Source organism: Micrococcus sp. R8502A1, from assembly GCF_006704135.1.
Lineage (GTDB): Bacteria > Actinomycetota > Actinomycetes > Actinomycetales > Micrococcaceae > Micrococcus > Micrococcus luteus.
The window spans coordinates 1-19,792 of the sequence record NZ_VIGS01000043.1; the positions used below are offsets into that span (position 1 = coordinate 1).

The following is a 19,792-nucleotide window of genomic DNA, read 5'->3' on the forward strand; positions in this document are numbered from 1 at the left end:
ACATCCGCCGCCCCTCCACCGTGGCGCCCCCCCGCTAGCCCGCGCCGCCCCGCCCCACCTTCACCCGCCGCCCCAACCGCCCCACGCCCCCCCCCCCCGCCCCCTCCACCCCCCCGGCCTCCCCGCCCAGCCGCCCCCCCGCCCCCCACCGCACCGCCCCCCACCCCCACCCGGCCCTCACGCGGCCCCGGCTGGCGCCTCCACGGCGACGGCCGGACCATCACCCCGGGCACCGTCGTCGCCCCGGACGAGCGGCTGAGCTGGCCGCGGACCGTGGGCATCGGCGTGCAGCACGTGATGGCCATGTTCGGCGCCACCGTGCTCGTGCCCGCCCTGACCGGCATGCCCGCGACGACGGCGCTGCTCTTCTCCGGCCTCGGCACCCTGCTCTTCCTGGTCATCACGGGCAACCGCCTGCCCTCGTACCTGGGCAGCTCGTTCGCGTTCATCGCACCGCTGACGGCCGCCGCCACGATCGGCGGCACGGGGGCCGCGCTCGGCGGCATCCTCGTGACGGGCCTGCTGCTCACGGTGATCGGCGTGATCGTGCACCGCGCCGGCACCGGCTGGATCCACGCGCTCATGCCGCCGGCGGTGATGGGCACGATCGTGGCCCTGATCGGCCTCAACCTCGCCGGCGCCACGACGACGGCCATGCAGGAGGTGCCGGTCACCACGTTCGGCACGGCCCTGGCGGTGGTGCTCACGGCCGTGACGTTCCGGGGGCTCCTGGGCCGCCTGTCCATCCTCGTGGGCATCGTGGTGGGCTACGTGCTGGCCCTCGCGCAGGGCCAGGTGGACTTCGCCGCCGTCGGGGAGGCCGCCTGGATCGGGCTGCCGCCCTTCCACGGCCCGGAGCTGCGCTGGGAACTGCTGCCCCTGTTCCTGCCCGTCGTGCTCGTGCTGGTCGCGGAGAACATCGGCCATGTCAGGACCGTCGGGCTGATGACCAAGCGCGACCTGGACCCGCTCACCGGCCGTGCCCTGATCGCGGACGGCCTGTCCACCATGCTCTCCGGCGCGGGCGGCGGCGTCGGCACCACCACGTATGCGGAGAACATCGGCGTGATGGCCAGCTCGCGCGTCTACTCGACGGCGGCGTACTGGGTGGCCGGCCTGACCGCGATCGCCCTCGCGTTCCTGCCGAAGTTCGGGGCCGCCGTCGCCACCATCCCGGCCGGGGTGGCCGGCGGCGCGGGCATCATCCTCTACGGGATGATCGGCATGATGGGCGTGCGCATCTGGGTGCAGAACCGTGTGGACTTCTCCAACACCGTGAACCTCATGGCGGCGGGTGCGGGGCTGATCATCGCGATCGCCGACCCCCAGCTCGTGGTGGGCGGGCTCGTGTTCGGTGGCATCACGCTCGGCACGGTCGCCGCCCTGGTGGTGTACCACCTCATGACGGCGATCGCCCGCGCCCGCGGCACCGAGCCGGTGCCCGAGGACGAGGAGGAGTTCGAGGCCTCGGAGGCCGGCCGGCTCGGCTGACCCCGGCGCCGCGCACCCCGCTTCGCGCATCCTCGCGCCACGCGCACTTTCGGTCGTGAGATAGGGCCAATCTCACGACCGAAAGCGCTGAGAACCCCCCTTTCACGTTCGAAAACGCTGGGCGGGGGCGGGCAGGGCGAGGCGGGGCTGGGGGGCGGGTCCCGTCAGCCGGCCGCGACCTCCTCGTCGGCGAGGGCGAGGACCTGGTCGAGCACGTCGAGGCCGAAGCGCAGGTCCTCGTCCGAGATGTTCAGCGGCGGGCACAGGTGGAACCGGTTCTCGGCCATGAACAGCAGCAGCCCGCGGTCCTTGGCCTCGGCCATCATCCGCCCCATCACGGGCGCGACCTGACCGAGCGGGGCCAGCCGCTCCCGGGTCTGCCGGTCCTTCACCAGCTCGACGGCCCAGAACGCGCCGGCGCCGCGCACGTCGCCCACGCTCGGGTGGGCCGCGGCGATCTCGGCCAGGCGCGGCCCGATGACCTCCTCGCCGATGCGCTTCGCGTGGGCGACCATGCCCTCCTCCTCCATCGCGGTGATCGCGGCGACGGCGGCCGCGCACGCGAGGGGGTGGCCCGAGTAGGTCAGGCCGCCGGGGTAGGGCGTGGTCGCGAAGCTCTCGTAGACGTCGTCGCTCATGGCGACGCCGCCCAACGGCACATACCCGGAGTTGACCCCCTTGGCGAACGTGACGATGTCCGGGGTGACGCCCGTCAGCTGGTGGCCGAACCACTCGCCCACGCGGCCGAAGCCGACCATGACCTCGTCGATGATCAGCAGGATCCCGTGCTCACGGCACAGCTCCTTGACGCCGGCCATGTAGCCGGGCGGCGGCAGGAAGATGCCCGCGGTGCCGGGGACGGCCTCGAGGATCACGGCGGCCACGGTGGAGGGGCCCTCGAGCTCGATCACGTCGCGCAGGTGGGCCAGCGCGCGCTCGGCCTCCTGCTCGTCGCTCTCCGAGCCGAACGCGGAGCGGTACGTGTACGCGGGCTGGAAGTGCACGACGCCGTCGGACGCCGAGTCCGAGCCCACGCGCCGCAGGGAGCCGGTCAGGTTCGCCGTCAGGCGCGTGGCGCCGTGGTACGAGAGGTACGCGGAGAGCACCTTGTGCCGGCCCGTGTGCAGGCGTGCCATCCGCACCGCGTGCTCGTTGGCCTCCGCGCCCGCGTTCGTGAAGAACACGTGGTTGATGGACTCCGGCAGCCGCTCCGTGATCAGCCGGGCCGCCTCGGACCGGGCGTCGTTGACGTGCTGCGGGGCCACGGTGGCGAGCGTCTCGGCCTGCTCCCGGATCGCGGCCACGATCTTCGGGTGGCGGTGGCCGACGTTCGTGAAGACGAGCTGCCCGCTGAAGTCGACCATGGGCCGACCCTCGCCGTCCCACACCCACGACCCCTCGGCGTCGAGGATGGTCATGGGTGTGAGGTCGCGCTGCGCGCTCCACGAGTGGAACACGTGCGCGCGGTCGAGCTCGTGGGCGCGGCGGCCGCGCTCGATGGCCTCGTCGCTGATCCGGGGGTCCCGGCGGCCGACGTGCTGCTGATGCTCGGACATGCGCCCTCCTTGAGTGTGATGCGGCTCATTCCGAGCATAGGCGCGCCCGCCCTCAGCGCGAGCTGGCGCCCCGCCGCCCGCGCGCCACCCCCACGAACGCCTGCACGAGCTCCGAGTCGGCCGCCTTGAGCCAGGCCAGGGCGACGTCCCAGCCGGGGTGGCGGGCGTCGTCGTCGCCGTGGCGCGCGGGATCCGGCCCGTCGACGACGGCGGCGCCCGCCTCCGCCTCGGCCCGCGCCTGCTCGTCCGCGAGCGCGGACCGCGTGGCGGCGGCCTCGCGGTCGGCGCGGGACAGGCCCACGGTGTCGTCGAGGGTGGAGGCCAGCGGCAGCACGATCACGTCCTTGCGGCCGAACATGCGGGCCACGGACATCGGCAGCACGACGTGGCCGGCGCCAGCCGCGGCGATCTCCAGGGCCATCCGCTCGCCCGCGCCGGGCGGCTCGGCGGCGTCCATCGGCTCTGCGCTGGGGGCCGGGGCGAAGCGGGCGGGGTCCAGCTCCTCGTCCGGGTCGAGCTCGGCGGGCGGCACGGGGCCGTCCGCGTCCACGTCCCAGGCGGCGAGCAGGTGGTCCTTGCCCACGCACACCACCGGCAGCTCGGAGTACACGCCCACGAGGTGCACGTGGCCCGGGTCGACGCCGCCGGCGCGCAGGAACTCCTCGGCGGACACGTCGCGTCGGCGCCGCACATAGCCCAGCTGCGGCAGGAAGTGGCGGGGCTGACCGGCGTCGTCGTGGGCGAGGTGGGCCAGCTGGGCGGCGTCGTCGTGGTTGACGAGCTGCACCGTGCGCTGGCGCGTGGTGAACCGCTCCACCCACGTGGACGGCGTGGCCCCGGGGATGGTGGCCAGGAAGAGGGTCTCCGGCGGGACGGGCAGGTCGGCCGGCGGCGCGGGCGCGGGACGACGCCGGCCCTCGCCCCCGGCGCGGCCCGCGGGCTTCACGCCCTTGGCCACGCCACGCCCGCCGGAGCGGGTGGACCGGGCGGGGCCGCCCCTGCTCGCGCGGGACTTCCCGCCCCGGCCGCCACGGGAGCCGCTCAGCGGACCTTCTCCTTCAGGAAGGAGACCGCGCGGTCCCAGGCGAGGGCGGCGGCCTCGGGCCGGTAGTTGCCCTGGGGGTTCTCGTCGTTGTGGAAGGCGTGCGGGGCGTCGTAGTAGAAGTACTCGACGTCGGCCCCGGACTCCTCGCGGATCTGCTGCTCCTGCCTCCGCGCGTCCTCGACGGGGAAGGAGTCGTCCTGCTCGGCGTAGTGGCCCTGGACGGCGGCGGTGACGCCGGAGAAGTCACCGGGCACGCCCTGGCCCACGCCGTAGAAGGGCACGGCGGCGGAGACCTTGTCCCCCTGCTGGGCCGCGAGGGCGAGCACGAAGCCGCCGCCCATGCAGAAGCCGATCGCGCCCACGGTCTGCGAGGTCACCTCGTCCCGGGCCAGGAGCCAGTCGACGGCACCGGCGAGCTGGCGGGCGCCCTCCTCGGCGGGCAGGTTCTGCATCATCTCGCCGGCCTCGTCGCCGTCGTGGGCGATCCAGCCTCCGTAGAGGTCGGGGGCGAGCGCGACGAAGCCGAGGTCGGCGAGGCGGTCGCACACATCCTTGATGTGGTCCACCAGACCCCACCACTCCTGGATCACGATCACGCCGGGGCCCTTCCCGGAGGCGGGCAGCGCGAGGTAGCCGTGGCCCGTCTGGTCGCCGTCCTTGGTGGGCAGGTCGAACGTGACGTTCTGGTGCGGGGTCTTCGAAGCCATCATGTCCCCCACACTACGAGCGGACCGGGCCCCTCTGCGAGGGGTCAGCGGTCCTCCTGCGTTCCGTCCGCTGACGAGAGCTGCTCCTCCAGCGAGACGGCCACGGCTTCGAACTCGGCGAGAGCTGCGGTGAGGTCCTCGACGATCTCCCGGGCCAGAACGTCCGGGGACGGCAGGTTGTCCATGTCCTCGAGGGTCTCGTCGCGCAGCCACGTGATGTCCAGGTTGGCCTTGTCGCGGGCGATGAGCTCGTCGTAGGTGAAGGTCTTCCACCGTTCCCCGACCTGCGCCTCCGGACGCCGGTATCCGGACACGAACTCATCCAGGTCGGCTCTGCGGAGGGGGCTCTGCTTGAGGGTGAAGTGCTTGTTGGTCCGGAGGTCGTACACGGCCATCGCATCGGTCCAGACCTCGCCGGGACGGGCCGGCTTCTTGTCGAAGAAGATCACGTTCGCCTTGACGCCCTGGGCGTAGAAGATGCCCGTGGGCAGGCGCAGGAGCGTGTGGAGGTGGAAGTCCGTGAGGAGCTTGCGTCGGATCACCTCGCCGGCACCGCCTTCGAACAGCACGTTGTCAGGGAGCACGACGGCGGCCCGCCCATTCACGTCCAGGATCGTCATGATGTGCTGGACGAAGTTCAGCTGCTTGTTGCTGGTGGTGGCCACGAAGTCCTGGCGGACGATCTCGCGGTCCTCCCGCACCTCACGGCCGTCGTCGCCCACCACGGTCATGGAGGACTTGCGCCCGAAAGGCGGGTTGGAGAGGACCACGGACCAGCGGCGGCTGGGCGCGGACGTCAGGGAGTCCCGGACGTCGATCAGCGAGTCTCCGTCATAGCGGCCCATGCCGTGGAGCAGGAGGTTCATCGCGGCGAGCCGCGCGGTGGCGTCCACCAGCTCGTAGCCGTGGACGAAGTCGTCCCTCAGCTTCTCCCGCTGGGTGGGCGTCATGGAACTCGCCTCCCGGGAGGCGTGGTCATGCGCCACGAGGAGGAATCCGCCGGTGCCGGCGGCCGGGTCCACCACGGTGTCCTCCACCGTGGGGTCCACCGCGTCCACGATCGCCTCGATGAGAGCACGGGGGGTGAAGTACTGGCCGGCACCGGAGCTTCCGTCGGACGCGCTGCGCGCGAGGATGGCCTCGTAGGCGTCGCCGTTGAGGTCCGTGCCGGACTGGGACCACTGCTGTGCGCCGATGAGGTCCACGATGATCCTGCGGAGCTTGGCCGGGTCCTGGATGCGGTTCTGCGCCTTCCGGAAGATGGTGCCGACGACACCGGGCTCACGGGAGAGCCCCTGGAGCATGCCGGTGTAGACCGCTTCGAGGTCCTGTCCGCGCGCATCCATGAGGCGCTGCCACGAGTACTGCTCCGGCAGCACCTGCTCCGGCTTGAGCGGGCGGGTGGCGCGCTCGTGGGCCATCTTGAGGAACAGCAGGTAGGTGAGCTGTTCGGTGTAGTCCAGCACGCCCACGCCGTCGTCCCGCAGGACGTGGACGTAGGACCAGAGCTTGTCCACCAGGCGGCGGGCGTCGACGGTCATGCGGTTTCCTCCTGGGGGGTGAGCCGGTAGCGGCGTCTTCTGCTGCGGGGCGGGGCGGTGGGTTCGACCAGCCCGGCCTCGATGAGGTCGTTCAGCGCGTTCATGGCGGTCCGGTAGGAGGTGCCGACGGCGTCACCCACCTCCGTGGCCTTCATGGGGCCGTCGGCAAGGGCACGGAGGATGGCCTGCTGCCGCTCGCTCAGCCCTCCCGCACCCGTCTCGGCGGCCGGCGGCACGTAGTCGGGGTTCAGCGTGTACCTGGCACCCCGGCGGTCGCCCAGCTTGACGGTGAGCCCGCGCCGCACGAGGTCGGACAGCTCCCGCGTGGCGTCCGCCTGATGGGCGCCCCATCCCTGCAGCGTCTGGTTCCGCACGGTCCGCCCGCTGCGGGCCAGGGCGAGTGCCTGGATCTGCCACTGCGTCAGTCCGTCCTGGCCCAGCCCCTGAATCCATTCGTGGGTCTCCGCCGTGAGGAGGGAGTCGTGGGCCACGTCCACCTCGACTCGCGTCAGCGTGCTGTGGAACTCGGGCGGGACCATGCCGGCGGCCTCGAGCACCTTCAGCACGGTCGGGATTCCGGATCCGCGGTTCTCGGGGATCATCCTGCCGTCGGAGCCCGGCAGGTCGGAGAGGAGCCGTGCCAGGACGCTGTTCCGGGAGGAGGAGACGTCCGGCTCGCCGAAGGAAGACGGGTCCACGGGGCCGAAGAAGCCGCCCGGGCTCCGCACCACGAGGCGGTCGGGGTAGAGCTCCACCTGCACTTGGGTCCCCCGGGCCCCCGCCGAGTAGTCCCGGTGCATCACGGCGTTGACGAGCAGCTCGCGGATCACCTCGAGTGGGTATTCGAGGCGGTCCGCCCTGCCTGTCCCGTCGATGACGGAGGCCCGGGACATGTGCCGGACGAGCACGTCGCGGGCATCCGCGATCATGTCCACGAGGGGCCCCTCGCACGTGCGGTTGTCCACGAAGCGCTCGCCGTGCGGCCCGGTGTCGCCGAACGTCGTTCCGGGGAGGACCACGACGGAGATGCTGAGCTGGGGGAAGAATCCCTGGGGGTATTCGCCGCACGCCAGCAGCCCGGCGAGAGTGGGGACGAGGACCCCGTCTGCGTCGACGAGGACGTTGGCCCGCCGCAGGCACTCCTGATCCGTCAGGGAGCCGAAGGCGCGCGGCTGAACGGTCCGCAGTCGGCCGGTGAGGGCCTCCACGAGGTCCGGCCGCAGGTCATCCGCCGTGGCTCCGTGCACCGGTTCGCGGTCATGCTGCGGCTGCCCCTGGCCTTCGATGAGCCGGTCGATCTCATAGGCCGTCAGGCGCCGGTCACCCTCGTCGCTCCGGGTGTAGGAGCCCTGGTAGCGGCCGGCGGCGGTGATGTAGCAGGGCTTCTGGTCAGGGGCGAACTCGGGGACCTCCATGACCACCACCTGGTGGCCGCCCTCCGCGTTCTCGATGCTGATGACTCCTCGCACGGGGGGCGTCATGTCATCCGCGGCCATCCCTGCCAGCGCGTCCCGGAGGGCGGGCGCATCGGCGCCCGTGGGCTCGAAGGTGGAGTCGTCCAGGCCGAGTACGACGACGCCGCCACGGGCGTTGGCGAAGGCGCTGAGGGTCTCGCGCACCGACCTCGGACACCCCCCTGCGGCAGACTTGACCTCGATCAGCGCGGTCTCCGAACCCGTGCTGCGGAGCTGCGCGAGGACCTCGTCGAGCATCAACACCCCTCCCTCATTGCAACGTTGCAATGATACGTGCAATGACGACTGCAATGACGACGCGCCGTGAGTAGCAGCGGGCGACTCACCTCGACGCCACCAGCTCCTCGATGACCTCCGTGTCCGTCGAGCGTCCGCTCAGGCGGCCGGCGAAGGCAGCGGTGAGGATCGCGCGGCGGAGGGCCGCGGTGCGCCGCCGCTCGGCTTCCACCACGCCTGCAATGCGTCGTCCCGCCAAGCGAACTCCTCCGATTGAGGATGCCAGGCGGCCCTGGACTTCAAGACTGGGCACGGGAATTTCGATGGACTTGAGCGCTTCTTGATTGATCTTGTAGATCCCCGCGGTAGTCCTGACCCTGGACTCAATTTGTCGACGAACTAATCGCGAGTTCCACAACATGGAAAGATAGTCCAGATCGATCTTCTCTCTATTCGGGCGAAGGCGAACAATGGTGTCGGGAAATGCAACCTCACCAGGATCATCCAGAACAAGCCCCCCTCGTCCGACAAGGCCCAAAGAACCGTTACCGCGCGACAGCAGAAAGTCACCCGGACGAATCAGCCACTTCTTGGCGTCGTTTCGACTCCAGTCACCTCCCTTTCTCTGCAATGGGTCAACCCACCCGTCGCGAATCGCGGTCAATCGAATTACAGGGAATCCATCCTCCCGCGTAGGAACCGAGCGGCCATTCGCAAGGGGCTCCGCAAGGAGACTTCTCAATTCAACCTGCCGCACACTGCCCCAGTCCAGGCATAACTGAATTGCACTCTCTACCAAACCTTCCAAGCGCTTGTCAGCCACATCTAAAGACCCCTCAGCAACGTCGAGCCGCGCGAAGTGCTCCTCGACGATGTCCACGATCCGACGTTGCTCCTCCATGCCCGGCATAGGGACAGGAAGCGCGAGGAACCGATCCTGAGTCAGGTTCAGGCCGCTATCGCTGATCCCCGTCTTCATCGCGTCAATCCGCGCCTGTGCCTCAGCAGAGAGCAACCACTTCTCAAGAAAGGCAGAGTCCACACCCTCCACCGGGCGGAAGCGGTACATCTTGCCGGACATCATGAGCCGCGGGCGAGTCGATCGCACCAGGGCAGGAATGCCGCAGCGAGATCGCGGGCCCGCGCACGTCATCAACAGGTCACCTTGCTGCACTTCGATCGCCGGGCGGGGCGCAAGAGTCGCTGGGAGCTCCTTGTTCTGTGTCTCGTCGAATCGGCCCGGTTGAATCGCAGTGGTCTTCAAGACGCCCCACGTCTCGGAGTCGGGCGACGGAGAGGGGATGCACTTCGGACTCCAGCCCTGTTGCAACGGCTTCTTGTTCGGCTGCGGGACGAGAACCTCCCGGAGCGTCGTCCACTCCCACTGCCCCGTCACGCCGTCAACTCCTCGTTCAGTTCCTCGATCAGCAACCCTGCCCGCGGGCCGAGGTCGCGGACGGCACCGTCGATGCCCCCGCGGTCGGTGAAGGGCGCGCCCTCCAGATCGTCCACGGTCAGCTCGGCGGACGCGCCGATCACCTCCACCATCCGGTCCAGCCACCACCGCTGCGTGTCGGAGAACTCGGCTCCGGCCTGCTCCTGGGCCAGCAGCCAGCCGGCGTAGTTCTCCCGCACGCGGTCGGCGAAGGGCACGAGCTCGTCATCGGTGCCCGTGGCGAACCGCAGCAGGGAGACGAGATCCGTGAGGGTGTGGTGATCGCTCCTCCGCACCCGGCCGGCGTCGAGGGACTCGTACGCCTTCCAGAGGATCTCGGGCGTCCACGAATACGGCGGGCGCTTGATCCGTTCGGCGAGCTCGGCCACCTGCGCGTACTGCAGCCGCCTCTCACCCGCCTCGAACATCACCTGCACCGCCGTGATCTCATCACGGTGCTCTTCCAGGTAGGCGGACCAGGACTCGACCACGGAACGGGCTTTGTCCGCATCCACCACGCCGTAGGCGTCGAGGAGCACATCGGCACTCACCTCGTCGATCACACGATCATGCGCCCGGCGCAGCTCGAGGATGCGCATCCGCAGGTCCGGATTCGCGGCCAAGGGTGTCACGGCCCGCTCGATGTGCTCCTCGAGCGCCCTGTCTTCGTCCTCACCCCGGGCGGCGGCCTCCGCACGCACCGACGCCTGCTCATCGGCGTCCACGGCTGCCACGAGGTCCTTCACCATCTGACGGACGGAGCCGCCGGCCACGTCGTCCAGCTCCTGCCGCTCGGAGTCGGAGAGCTCCAGTTCGAGCTTGGCCAGCCGCGAGGCCAAGGTGGCGGCTTCGTCCTCGGTGATCGTCAGTGACGCGGCCTTCTCCAGGAGCTTCTTCAGTGGGACGGCCTTCTGGCGGTTGAGCGGCGGGTCCACGAAGTCGTGCTCGGTCACGCCGACGGCGTCCACGATCACGAACCGCGTCTTCGTCGCGGCGTCCGGCGTCACCGCCTGGAAGTCGGCATCCGGGATGGTGCGGGCGCCACGGCCCTTCATCTGCTCGAAGTACTGGGCCGAGCGGACATCGCGCATGAACAGCACGCACTCCAGCGGCTTCACGTCCGTGCCGGTGGCGATCATGTCCACCGTCACGGCCACACGCAGGGCCGGCGAGTTCCTGAACGCCTGCAACTGGCCCTTGGGGTCTCGGGCGCTGTAGGTGATCTTGGCCGCGAACTCGTTGCCCCTGCCGAACACCTCGCGGACCGTGCGGACGATGCTCTCCGCGTGGTTGTCGTCCTTGGCGAAGATCAGCGTCTTGGGCACCTCGGTGCGTCCCGGGAAGATCTCCGTGAACAGCCGATCCCGGAACACCTCCAGGACCAGGCGGATCTGGTTCGTGGACACGACCGCGCGGTCCAGCTGCGTGCGCGTGTAGTCGAGGTCCTCGTCGAGCGTCTCGAAGCGCTCGATCCGAGTCGACTTGTCCTGCACCGGAACCACCGTCCCGGCCTCGATGGTCGACCCCTCCTCCGAGATCTGAGTTCGGATCCGGTAGAGGTCGAAGTCCACGTTCACGCCGTCGGCGACCGACTGGGGGTAGGTGTACTCGGAGACGAGGTTCTGGCGGAAGAAGCCGAGCGTCTGCTTCCCCGGGGTGGCCGTCAGCCCCACCACGTGGGCGTCGAAGTACTCCAGCACGCCCCGCCACACGCCGTAGATCGACCGGTGCGCCTCATCCACGATCACCAGGTCGAAGGACTCCGGGGGAAGGTCTGCGCTGTAGTCCACGGTCACCGGGCGGTCCGGGACGAACTCGTCCAGCATCGGATCGTCCGAGTCCGGCACCTCCTTGCCCTGCAACCCCGCGTACACCCGCTGGATCGTGGAGATCACCACGTTGGCGGAGTCCCTCATCCCCGCGCGACGCAGCTTGTCCACCGGGTAGACCTCGGTGAACCGCCGGCCGTCACCCGGCAGGCGGTAGTTCTCGAACTCCGCCAGTGTCTGGTCCGCCAGGTTGTTGCGGTCCACCAGGAACAGGATGCGGCGGAACCCGCCGTGCGCGAGCAGTCGGTACGCCGCCGTGATGGCCGTGAACGTCTTGCCGGCGCCGGTGGCCATCTGGATCAGTGAACGATCATGCCGCTGCTCTGCCAGAGACCGCTCCAGCCCGCGGACGGCGTCGATCTGCGCCGGGCGCAGGCCCTCCGTCTGCAGGGGCGGCATGGCGCGCACCTTGCCGCGCCAGGTCGGCGCGTCCGGGTCGGCCTCCGCGTCCCGCATCAGCTGAGAGAAGTACTCCGGCCGGGGGATCGAGAAGACCCGTCGCGCGCGCGGGTTCGGATCGTATCCATTGGTCAGGTATGACTCGGACCCCGTGGACTCGAAGACGAACGGCAGGCGGCCGTCGACCACGACCGCCCGCTTGAGTGCGTCATCCGGCAGGCCGTCGGCGTACATGCCGGACTGCCACTCCACTCCGGCCAGCGTCGTCCCCACCGGCTTGGCCTCGATCACGCCGACTGGGCGGCGATCGACGTACAGCAGGTAGTCGACACGTCCGTGGCCGGCCCGCATGGTCACCTCGCGAACGGCGACGCCCGCCGACGCCATGAGGTTCTTCTGAGCGCCGTCCTGCACGGACCAACCAGCGCGCCGGAACTGCTCGTCGATGAGAGCCCTGGCCCGCTCCTCGGCGGCGACCCTGGCGGCATCCGAAGGTGTGTCCATGAAAGCTGAGAATAGCGTGAGCAGACCGGGCCCCTCATCGAGGGGCCCGGTCCGGGGGATGCGTCTCATTCAGACGGGTGCACAGCGACCTGTGCGGTGCTCGGGCTCAGGCCTGGGCGTCGGCCTCGGGCAGCACGAAGGCGGCGCCGATCTCGAGCTTCACCTTGTCCGAGACCAGGAGGCCGCCGGCCTCGGTGGCCGCGTTCCAGGTCAGGCCGAAGTCCTTGCGGGAGATCTCGCCCGTGGCCTCGAAGCCCACGCGGGTCACGCCGAAGGGATCCTTGTCCTGGCCACCGAACTCGGCCTCGAGCTCCACGGTCTGGGTGACGCCGTGCAGCGTCAGCTCGCCGACCAGGGTGAACTCCTCGGGCTCGCCGCGGACCTCTGTGGAGCGGAAGGTCATGGTGGGGAACTGCTCCACGTCGAAGAAGTCGGCGGAGCGCAGGTGGGCGTCGCGACCCTCGTTCTTGGTGCTGATGGAGGCGACGTCGACGGTCACCTCGACGGAGGACTGGGTGAACTCCTCGGCGATGACGAGCTGGCCCTCCACGGCGTGGAAGGTGCCGCGGACCTTGGAGATGCCGGCGTGGCGGACGACGAAGTCGACGTCCGAGTGCGCGGCGTCCAGGTTCCAGGTGCCGGGGGTGATGGCGCGCATGGGGTGCTCCTTTTCAGCGGGTCTGTCTGGTGTGTCCGGGGTGGGCCGCCACGGCGGGCGGCGCCTCGGCCTCCGAACTTGTTTCAAATTCAAACATCATCCGGGCGGTCCGTCCACGCCTGATCGTCAAAATTCGAAATAGAGACGGATGTCACGGGCCGGGGGCACATCAGGGACGAGTCCGTCCACGACGACGGCCCGGAACCTCCGGGGGTTCCGGGCCGTCGGCCCGCGGTCGGGCAGCGGGGCCGCGCTCGGGCGGCCGGACGGGGTCAGGCGGCGGGGCCGCCCCCCGTCACGGGTAGAGGCCGCGGGTGCGGTGGGCCTCGGCCACGCGCTGCACGGCGGTCAGGGTGGCGGCCTCGCGCAGGCTCACGCGGCGGCTCTCGGAGGTGGCCAGCACGGCCTGCCACGCGGCGACCATGCGCCGCTTCAGGCGCTCGTCCACCTCCTCGCGGCTCCACCAGTAGGCCTGGTTCGCCTGGACCCACTCGAAGTAGGAGACGATCACGCCGCCGGCGTTGGCCAGGATGTCCGGGACGACCAGGACGCCCTTCTCGGAGAGGATGCGGTCGGCCTCGCCCGTGGTGGGGCCGTTGGCGCCCTCCACGACCAGCCGGGCGCGCACGCGCGGGGCGTTCTCCTCGGTCAGCACGGACTGCACGGCGGCCGGGACCACGAGGTCCACGTCCATCTCGAGCAGTTCGTCCGCGTCCATGGGCTCGGTGCCGGGGGTGTCCTTCACGGAGCCGGTGTCCCAGAGCTGCTTCTGCAGGGCGTCGTAGTGCAGGCCCTCGTCGTCGCGCACGGCGCCGTACTGGTCGGACACGGCCACGACCTTCACGCCGGCCGCCTCGAGCAGCTCGACCGTGCCGGCGCCGACCTTGCCGAAGCCCTGGACCGCCGCCGTCGCCTGCGACGGCTCGATGCCGAGGTGCTCGAGCGCGGCGAGCGCCACGTGGACCACGCCCGCCGAGGTGGCGGAGGCGCGGCCCAGCGAGCCGCCGAGCGCGACGGGCTTGCCGGTGACCACGCCGAGCGTGGTGTGGCCGACGTTCACCGAGTAGGTGTCCATCATCCAGGCCATGGTCTGCTCGTCCGTGCCCACGTCCGGGGCGGGGATGTCCACCTCGGGGCCGATGATCGGCTGGATCTCGGAGGTGTAGCGGCGGGTGACGCGCTCGAGCTCGGCCTTCGAGTACTGGCGGGGGTCGATGGCCACCCCGCCCTTGGCGCCGCCATAGGGCACGTCCAACAGGGCGCACTTCCAGGTCATCCACATGGCCAGCGCGCGGACCTCGTCCAGGTCCACGTCCTGACTGAAGCGCACGCCGCCCTTGGCCGGGCCGCGGGAGAAGTTGTGCTGCACGCGGTAGCCGCGGAGCACCTCGGTGGAGCCGTCGTCGCGGCGCAGGGGGATGGAGACGGCCATCTCGCGGCGGGGGGCGGCGAGCATCTGGTGCAGGCCCTCGTCGTAGCCGAGCGTCTTCACGGCGGCGGAGAGCTGGGCCAGGGCGTTGTCGAGCGGGGAGGACGGCGCCGTCACGGCCTCGTCCTCGGCGGGGATCCTCGTCATTGAGCGTCCTCGTGGTCCGGTGGGCAGGGGTGTGTCGCGGCCCGACCGACGCGCGGAGGGCCGCGCCCCATTGCGCGGCCGACGTCGTCCGGACCCCGATGAACGCTACGCGCTCCCCCCGCACCCGTCACCCCTTCTGAGCCGAGATCCACGCCCACCCGGGTGACGTCGGACACGGTGGCGTGTACTGTGCTGTGGACGCGCCGCACACCCGCGGCGCCCTTCGGCGTCGAACCGACGCCGCTCGCTCAGGGCCCACCTGGTCCGTCCCCCGGCCGTCCGCCGCGCGAGGCACCCCGCCCGCGACCTCGGCCCGACGCCCCAGCCCCGTGAAGGAGCCCCTCATGACCGTGACCCTGCCCGCCGCGATCACCCCCTCCCCCGCGTTCCAGCCCGTGCCCGGCCAGCGCATCGATCCGGAGCTCGCCCGCTCCTGGCTGCTGGTCAACGCCGCCCAGCCCGAACGGTTCCAGCCCGCCGAGGACTCGGCCGCGGACATCGTCATCCTCGACATCGAGGACGCCGTGGCCCCCAAGGACAAGGACCAGGCCCGCGCGGACGCCGTCGCCTGGCTGACCTCCGGGCACACCGGCTGGGTGCGGCTCAACGGCTACGGCTCGCGGTGGTGGGAGCAGGACGTCGAGGCGCTCGCCGCGGCCCTGCCCGCGCACCTGGGCGGGCCGGTCTCCGAGGGCGGCCTGGCCGGCGTCGTGCTGGCGATGGTGGAGTCCACGGACCACGTGAACGAGACCGCCCGACGGCTGCCCGGCGTGCCCGTCGTGGCGCTCGTGGAGACGGCGCGCGGGCTGCAGCGGATCGACTCGATCGCCGCCGCGAAGGGCACGTTCCGGCTGGCGTTCGGGATCGGCGACTTCCGCCGCGACACCGGCCTGGGCGAGTCGCCGATGGCGCTGGCGTACACGCGGTCCCAGTTCACGATCGCGGCGCGGGCCACGGGGCTGCCGGGCGCGATCGACGGGCCGACCGTGGGCTCCACCGGCGTGAAGCTCGCCGAGGCGACGGCGGTGACCGCGGAGTTCGGCATGACCGGCAAGCTGTGCCTCGCGCCGGAGCAGTGCGCGGCCGTGAACGAGGGGCTCAGCCCGTCTCAGGAGGAGCTGGCGTGGGCCCACGAGTTCCTCGCGGACTTCGAGGCCGACGGCGGCGAGATCCGCAACGGCTCCGACCTGCCCCGCAAGGCGCGCGCGGAGAAGATCCTCGGGCTGGCCACCGCGTTCGGGGTGCACTCCACGCGGTACCCGGACCAGGACAACGCGATCACGGCGCCGTCGGACACGTACCACTACTGAGCGAGGCCGCCGCCCACCAGAAACGCGGGTTGAGTTGTCACGGGTGCGGAGGCCGCACACCGGTGACAACTCAACCCGCGTTGCCTCGGAGGACGTGGATCCCTCCTCCGCTCACACGTCCTGGCGCGTCCGGCGCACGACGGCGGCCCGCACGGAGAACGCCAGCACGATCGCCAGGATCCCGTAGATCACCCACGTGATGGGGGTGGAGACGAGCACGGCCGGGTCGCCCACCGAGCTGAGCAGGGCGTCGCGCAGGCTGGTCTCCGCGAGCGGGCCGAGCACCATGCCGATCATCAGCGGCGCCAGCGGGTAGCCGTACCGCCGCATCAGGAAGCCCAGCACGCCGATCCCCAGGAGCATCAGCAGGTCGAACACCGCGCCCGTGGTGGCGTAGATGCCCAGCCCGCAGAACAGCGTGATCCCCGCATAGAGGTAGTGCTTCGGGATGAGCAGGAGCTTGGCCCACAGCTGCGCGAACGGCAGGTTGATCGCCAGCAGCACGATCATCGCGATGAAGAAGCTCGCCAGCAGCGCCCACACGAGGTCCGGGCTGCGGTCGAACAGCAGGGGGCCGGGCTGCAGCCCGTACTGGCGGAACGCCGCCAGCATGATGGCCGCCGTCGCGGAGACGGGCAGGCCGAGCGTGAGCAGGGCACCCATCGCCATGCCGGTGGTCGAGTTGCCCGCGGCCTCGGGGGCCGCCAGCCCGCGGATCGCGCCGCGGCCGAACTGCGGATGCGCCCGGCGCCGGTCCAGGCGCCGCTCGGCCGAGTACGCCAGGAACGTCGGCACCTCGGAGCCGCCCACCGGCACGATGCCGAACGGCAGGCCGATCGCCGTGCCGCGCAGCCACGCCGGGGCGGCCTCGCGGAACTCGGCGCCCGACAGCCACGGCCGGCCGGTGCGACGGATGCGCAGGTCCTCGTGCTCGCGGCGCACCCGGGAGGCCACGTGGAACACCTCGCCGAGCGCGAGGATCGCCACCGTGACGGTCACGAGCGGAATGCCGTCGAACAGCTGCGGGGAGCCCATCGTGAAGCGCTCGGCGCCGGTCACCGCATCGATCCCGACGACGGCGATGCCCAGTCCCAGCACCAGGGAGGCCAGGCCGCGCAGCACCGAGTCCGCGACCACCGAGGAGGTGGCCACGAACGCGAAGAGCGCGAGCGCGAAGTACTCCGCGGGCCCGAAGCTCGTGGAGAACTCCGCCAGGACGGGGGCGAGGAACACGACGCACACCGAGGCCACCATGCCGCCGATGAAGGCGCCGAGCGCCGCCGTCGCCAGGGCCTGGGCCGCCCGGCCGTCCTGGGCCATGCGGTGGCCCTCGAACGTGGAGGCGATGGCCGAGGCCTGGCCGGGGGTGTTCATGAGGATGGCCATGGTGGAGTCGCCGAAGAGGCCGCCGAAGTACACGCCGGAGAACATGATGAACGCGGCGGTGGGCTCGAGGGCGAAGGTCATGGGCAGCAGCAGGGCCACGGCCATCGAGGAGCCCAGTCCAGGCATCACGCCGACCGCGGTGCCGAGCAGACAGCCCAGCACCACCCAGAGCAGGTTCATGGGGGTGAGGGCTCCGGCGAAGCCCTCCATGAGGAGTCCGAGGGTCTCCATGTCAGAAGCCACCTCCCAGGATGCCCGAGGGCAGGGTCAGGCCCAGGGCCACCGCGAAGCCGAGGTAGGCCAGCGAGGAGACGAACAGGGCGACGAGGATGTCGAACACGGGGTGCGGGGCGCCGAACGCGCGCGTCACGCACCAGAACAGCAGCGCCCCGGCGAGGATCCACCCCAGCCAGGGCAGCAGGACGGCGAACGCGAGGAAGCCGAGGAAGCACCAGGCCAGCGCGCCGAAGTCCGAGTGGAACAGGGTCAGCGGACCGGCCGCCTGGCCGATCTCGCCGTCCGCGTCGGCCTGACCCTCGGGGGACTGGCGCACGCGCACGACCTCCACCGCGAGCGCGGCGGCGATCACGAGGCCCGCGACCGCGAGGATCAGCGGAAAGAAGTCCGGGCCGGGGAAGTCGGCGCCCTCGGTGTCCATGGCCAGGGATCCCAGCAGCAGGTAGAGGCTGAACGCGGCCAGCACGGCCGGCATGACGAGCGCGGAGAGCCCGGCGGCGCGTCCCCAGCGGGAGGGGGCGTCGGCGGCGGGTGGGACGGTGGATGCGTGGCTCACTTGATCTCCTCCGTCAGCGTGCCGATGCGCTCCTTCTCGGCGGCGATGAACTCCTCGAGTTCGGCGCCGGAGAGGGGCACGGGGTTCCAGTAGTTGCGCTGCACCGCCTCCTTCCACTCGGGGGTGTCGACCGCCTCGGCGATGAGGGCCTCGAGCTCGGTGCGCTCCTCCGCGGAGACGCCCGGGGGCACGAACAGGGCGCGCCAGTTGGTGAGCGTGACGTCGTAGCCCTGGGAGCGCAGGGTCGGGATCTCCTCGACGCCGGCCAGCGGCTCGGCCGCCACCACGCCGAGGGCGCGCAGTCGGCCGGCCTCGACCTGCGGGTAGATGTCCGCGAAGCCGCCGGCGGAGGCCTGGGCGGTGCCGTTGAGCAGGGCCTGGATGGCCTCGCCGCCGCCGTCGGACGGGATGTAGGTGGTGTCCGCGACCGGCACGTCGGCCGTGCGGGCGATGTCCGCCATGACGAGCTGGTCGAAGGAGCCGCCGCCGGTCCACGCCACGTGGGCGGGGTCGGCGCGCCAGGCGGTCACCAGGTCGTCCATGCTCTGGTACGGCGAGTCCGCCGGGACCACCACGAGGCTGTACTCCTCGACGACGCGGCTGACCGCGGTGACCTGGGAGAGCTCGGGGCCGGTGCCACGGGCCGCGTGGGCGGCGATCTGGCCGGTGCCGCCCACCATGAGGTTGTTCGCGTCCTCGAGCGTGGTCAGCTGACCGAGGGCGATGTTGCCGCCAGCGCCGGGGATGTTGACCACCTGGACGTTGTTCACGAGCCCGTTGACGCGCATGGTCTGCTGCAGTTCGCGCTGGAACGAGTCCCAGCCGCCGCCGGCGGCCGCGGGGGCGATGAGGGTCAGGTTGGTGCGGATGTCGTTGCCTCCCGAGGCCGAGCGGATGGAGAAGGCGGAGGCCACGAGCACGGTGAGCACCGCGATCACGCTGAAGACGATCCGGCCGATCCCCGTGCGTCGGCGCGGGGGGCCGTCGGGGGAGGTGGAGGACATGGCGGTTCCTAACAGAGACACCCCGCCGCCAGGGAGTGGCGCCGGGGACAGGTGCGAGTGGTGGAGGTCACGGTAACAGCGCGGCGGGGAGGCGTGCGCTCTGCGTCCGCAGAGTGACCGACGACAACCGGTCCGGGTGGTGACGGGGGCCGCGTCCATGGCGCACAGTGGTCCCCATGACGATCATCAGCACCGGAACCAGCACCCCCGAGAGCGCCGCGGCCTGGCGGGCCGCCCTGGCGGAGGCGGCCCTGCGCGGAGAGGACGTGGTCTGGTTCTCCCTCGACGGGACCGAGCCGGACGAGGCGGAGGCGCGCGAGGCCGGCGTCGCCGTGTCCGTGGCGCACGCCCAGGAGCGCGGCCGGGACGCCGTCAGCGACCTGCTCGAGCACGCCGAGCGCGTGGGCGCGAGCCGGATCGTGGTGGGCGTGAAGCACCGCTCCCCCGTGGGCAAGCTGCTGCTGGGATCGGCCGCGCAGCAGATCATCCTCGAGGCCCGCGCCCCGGTGGTGTGCGTCAAGCCGTGAGGGCCGCCCGCCCGGCCCAGCCTGGCGTTTGGGGGCGGTTTCGGGCGGTATCCGGCGTGGATACCGCCCGAAACCGCCCCCAACCGGCGAGTGAGGACCAGCCTGGGAACGCCGAAGGCCCCGGAACCACACGGTTCCGGGGCCTTCGTCCTCGGTGCGCGAGGGGGGACTTGAACCCCCACGTCCTTGCGAACACTGGCACCTGAAGCCAGCGCGTCTACCAATTCCGCCACTCGCGCGAGCGGCTTCCTGCTCTCGGCTCCGGGCATCCGGCGACCGTCACAGGCAGCGAGGAATACTCTAACCCCCGCCCGCCCGGGCGTGCAAATCGGCCCCGACG

The 19,792-nt window shown here is 71.1% G+C and carries 15 protein-coding genes and 1 tRNA gene; 3 read left to right on the plus strand and 13 right to left on the minus strand.

Features of this window, described 5'->3' with window-relative positions; translation table 11 throughout:
- Nucleotides 1-219 precede the first annotated feature (219 nt).
- Nucleotides 220-1,491 (plus strand): uracil-xanthine permease family protein, encoded by a 1,272-nt coding sequence (locus tag FLM69_RS08530; protein WP_141843866.1) that lies wholly within the window; start codon nt 220-222, stop codon nt 1,489-1,491.
- Nucleotides 1,492-1,655: 164 nt separating this feature from the next.
- Here FLM69_RS08530 and FLM69_RS08535 read toward each other — a convergent pair whose 3' ends face one another.
- The 9 genes from FLM69_RS08535 to FLM69_RS08580 form a co-directional block, all read right to left on the minus strand.
- Nucleotides 1,656-3,047 carry an aspartate aminotransferase family protein gene (locus tag FLM69_RS08535; RefSeq protein ID WP_036316513.1) on the minus strand — a complete coding sequence of 464 codons (1,392 nt, stop codon included), beginning with the start codon at nt 3,045-3,047 and terminating at the stop codon, nt 1,656-1,658.
- Between the two features lie 52 nt (nt 3,048-3,099).
- The gene (locus FLM69_RS08540) at nt 3,100-4,005 is read right to left on the minus strand and encodes a hypothetical protein (protein WP_141843868.1); all 906 of its coding nucleotides are present in this window, start codon (nt 4,003-4,005) and stop codon (nt 3,100-3,102) included.
- A gap of 83 nt (nt 4,006-4,088) precedes the next feature.
- Nucleotides 4,089-4,802, minus strand: coding sequence for a dienelactone hydrolase family protein (locus FLM69_RS08545; RefSeq protein WP_036384174.1), 714 nt, complete (start codon nt 4,800-4,802; stop codon nt 4,089-4,091).
- A 41-nt stretch (nt 4,803-4,843) separates the two neighbouring features.
- Complete coding sequence (locus tag FLM69_RS08550; RefSeq protein WP_036384173.1) at nt 4,844-6,340, minus strand: class I SAM-dependent DNA methyltransferase; 1,497 nt, start codon at nt 6,338-6,340, stop codon at nt 4,844-4,846.
- Nucleotides 6,337-8,052, minus strand: coding sequence for an ATP-binding protein (locus tag FLM69_RS08555; RefSeq protein ID WP_141843870.1), 1,716 nt, complete (start codon nt 8,050-8,052; stop codon nt 6,337-6,339). Before FLM69_RS08555 ends, FLM69_RS08550 begins: the two co-directional genes overlap by 4 nt.
- Nucleotides 8,053-8,137: 85 nt before the next feature.
- Entirely contained in the window at nt 8,138-9,427 is a 1,290-nt protein-coding gene (locus FLM69_RS08560) for a restriction endonuclease subunit S (RefSeq protein WP_052007078.1), read from the minus strand.
- Nucleotides 9,424-12,198 carry a DEAD/DEAH box helicase family protein gene (locus FLM69_RS08570; RefSeq protein ID WP_181743503.1) on the minus strand — a complete coding sequence of 925 codons (2,775 nt, stop codon included), beginning with the start codon at nt 12,196-12,198 and terminating at the stop codon, nt 9,424-9,426. The genes FLM69_RS08560 and FLM69_RS08570 overlap by 4 nt, the downstream gene beginning before the upstream one ends.
- Nucleotides 12,199-12,304: 106 nt before the next feature.
- Nucleotides 12,305-12,856, minus strand: a complete 552-nt coding sequence (locus FLM69_RS08575) for a YceI family protein (RefSeq protein ID WP_036384171.1) — start codon at nt 12,854-12,856, stop codon at nt 12,305-12,307.
- A gap of 295 nt (nt 12,857-13,151) precedes the next feature.
- Nucleotides 13,152-14,432, minus strand: a complete 1,281-nt coding sequence (locus FLM69_RS08580) for a Glu/Leu/Phe/Val dehydrogenase (protein ID WP_141843874.1) — start codon at nt 14,430-14,432, stop codon at nt 13,152-13,154.
- A 344-nt stretch (nt 14,433-14,776) separates the two neighbouring features.
- Here FLM69_RS08580 and FLM69_RS08585 point away from each other — a divergent pair, with 344 nt between their 5' ends.
- Nucleotides 14,777-15,742: a CoA ester lyase gene (locus FLM69_RS08585; RefSeq protein WP_002858212.1), complete on the plus strand. Its 966-nt coding sequence runs from the start codon at nt 14,777-14,779 to the stop codon at nt 15,740-15,742.
- Nucleotides 15,743-15,853: 111 nt separating this feature from the next.
- Here the strand turns inward: FLM69_RS08585 and tctA are convergent, their stop codons facing one another.
- Genes tctA through FLM69_RS08600 form a run of 3 tightly spaced genes read right to left on the minus strand, consistent with a single transcriptional unit; the run spans nt 15,854 to nt 18,925 of the window.
- Nucleotides 15,854-17,359 carry a tripartite tricarboxylate transporter permease TctA gene (tctA, locus tag FLM69_RS08590; protein WP_134416137.1) on the minus strand — a complete coding sequence of 502 codons (1,506 nt, stop codon included), beginning with the start codon at nt 17,357-17,359 and terminating at the stop codon, nt 15,854-15,856.
- Nucleotide 17,360: 1 nt separating this feature from the next.
- On the minus strand, nt 17,361-17,921 hold the full coding sequence (locus FLM69_RS08595; protein WP_036384166.1) for a tripartite tricarboxylate transporter TctB family protein: 561 nt from the start codon (nt 17,919-17,921) through the stop codon (nt 17,361-17,363).
- On the minus strand, nt 17,918-18,925 hold the full coding sequence (locus FLM69_RS08600; protein WP_141843876.1) for a tripartite tricarboxylate transporter substrate binding protein: 1,008 nt from the start codon (nt 18,923-18,925) through the stop codon (nt 17,918-17,920). The genes FLM69_RS08595 and FLM69_RS08600 overlap by 4 nt, the downstream gene beginning before the upstream one ends.
- Nucleotides 18,926-19,101: 176 nt before the next feature.
- On the opposite strand from FLM69_RS08600, the gene FLM69_RS08605 reads away from it, so the two are divergent.
- Nucleotides 19,102-19,452: a universal stress protein gene (locus FLM69_RS08605; protein WP_141843877.1), complete on the plus strand. Its 351-nt coding sequence runs from the start codon at nt 19,102-19,104 to the stop codon at nt 19,450-19,452.
- A gap of 155 nt (nt 19,453-19,607) precedes the next feature.
- On the opposite strand, the gene FLM69_RS08610 is transcribed toward FLM69_RS08605, so the two are convergent.
- Nucleotides 19,608-19,691: transfer RNA gene (locus FLM69_RS08610), tRNA-Leu, on the minus strand.
- Between the last annotated feature and the right edge of the window lie 101 nt (nt 19,692-19,792).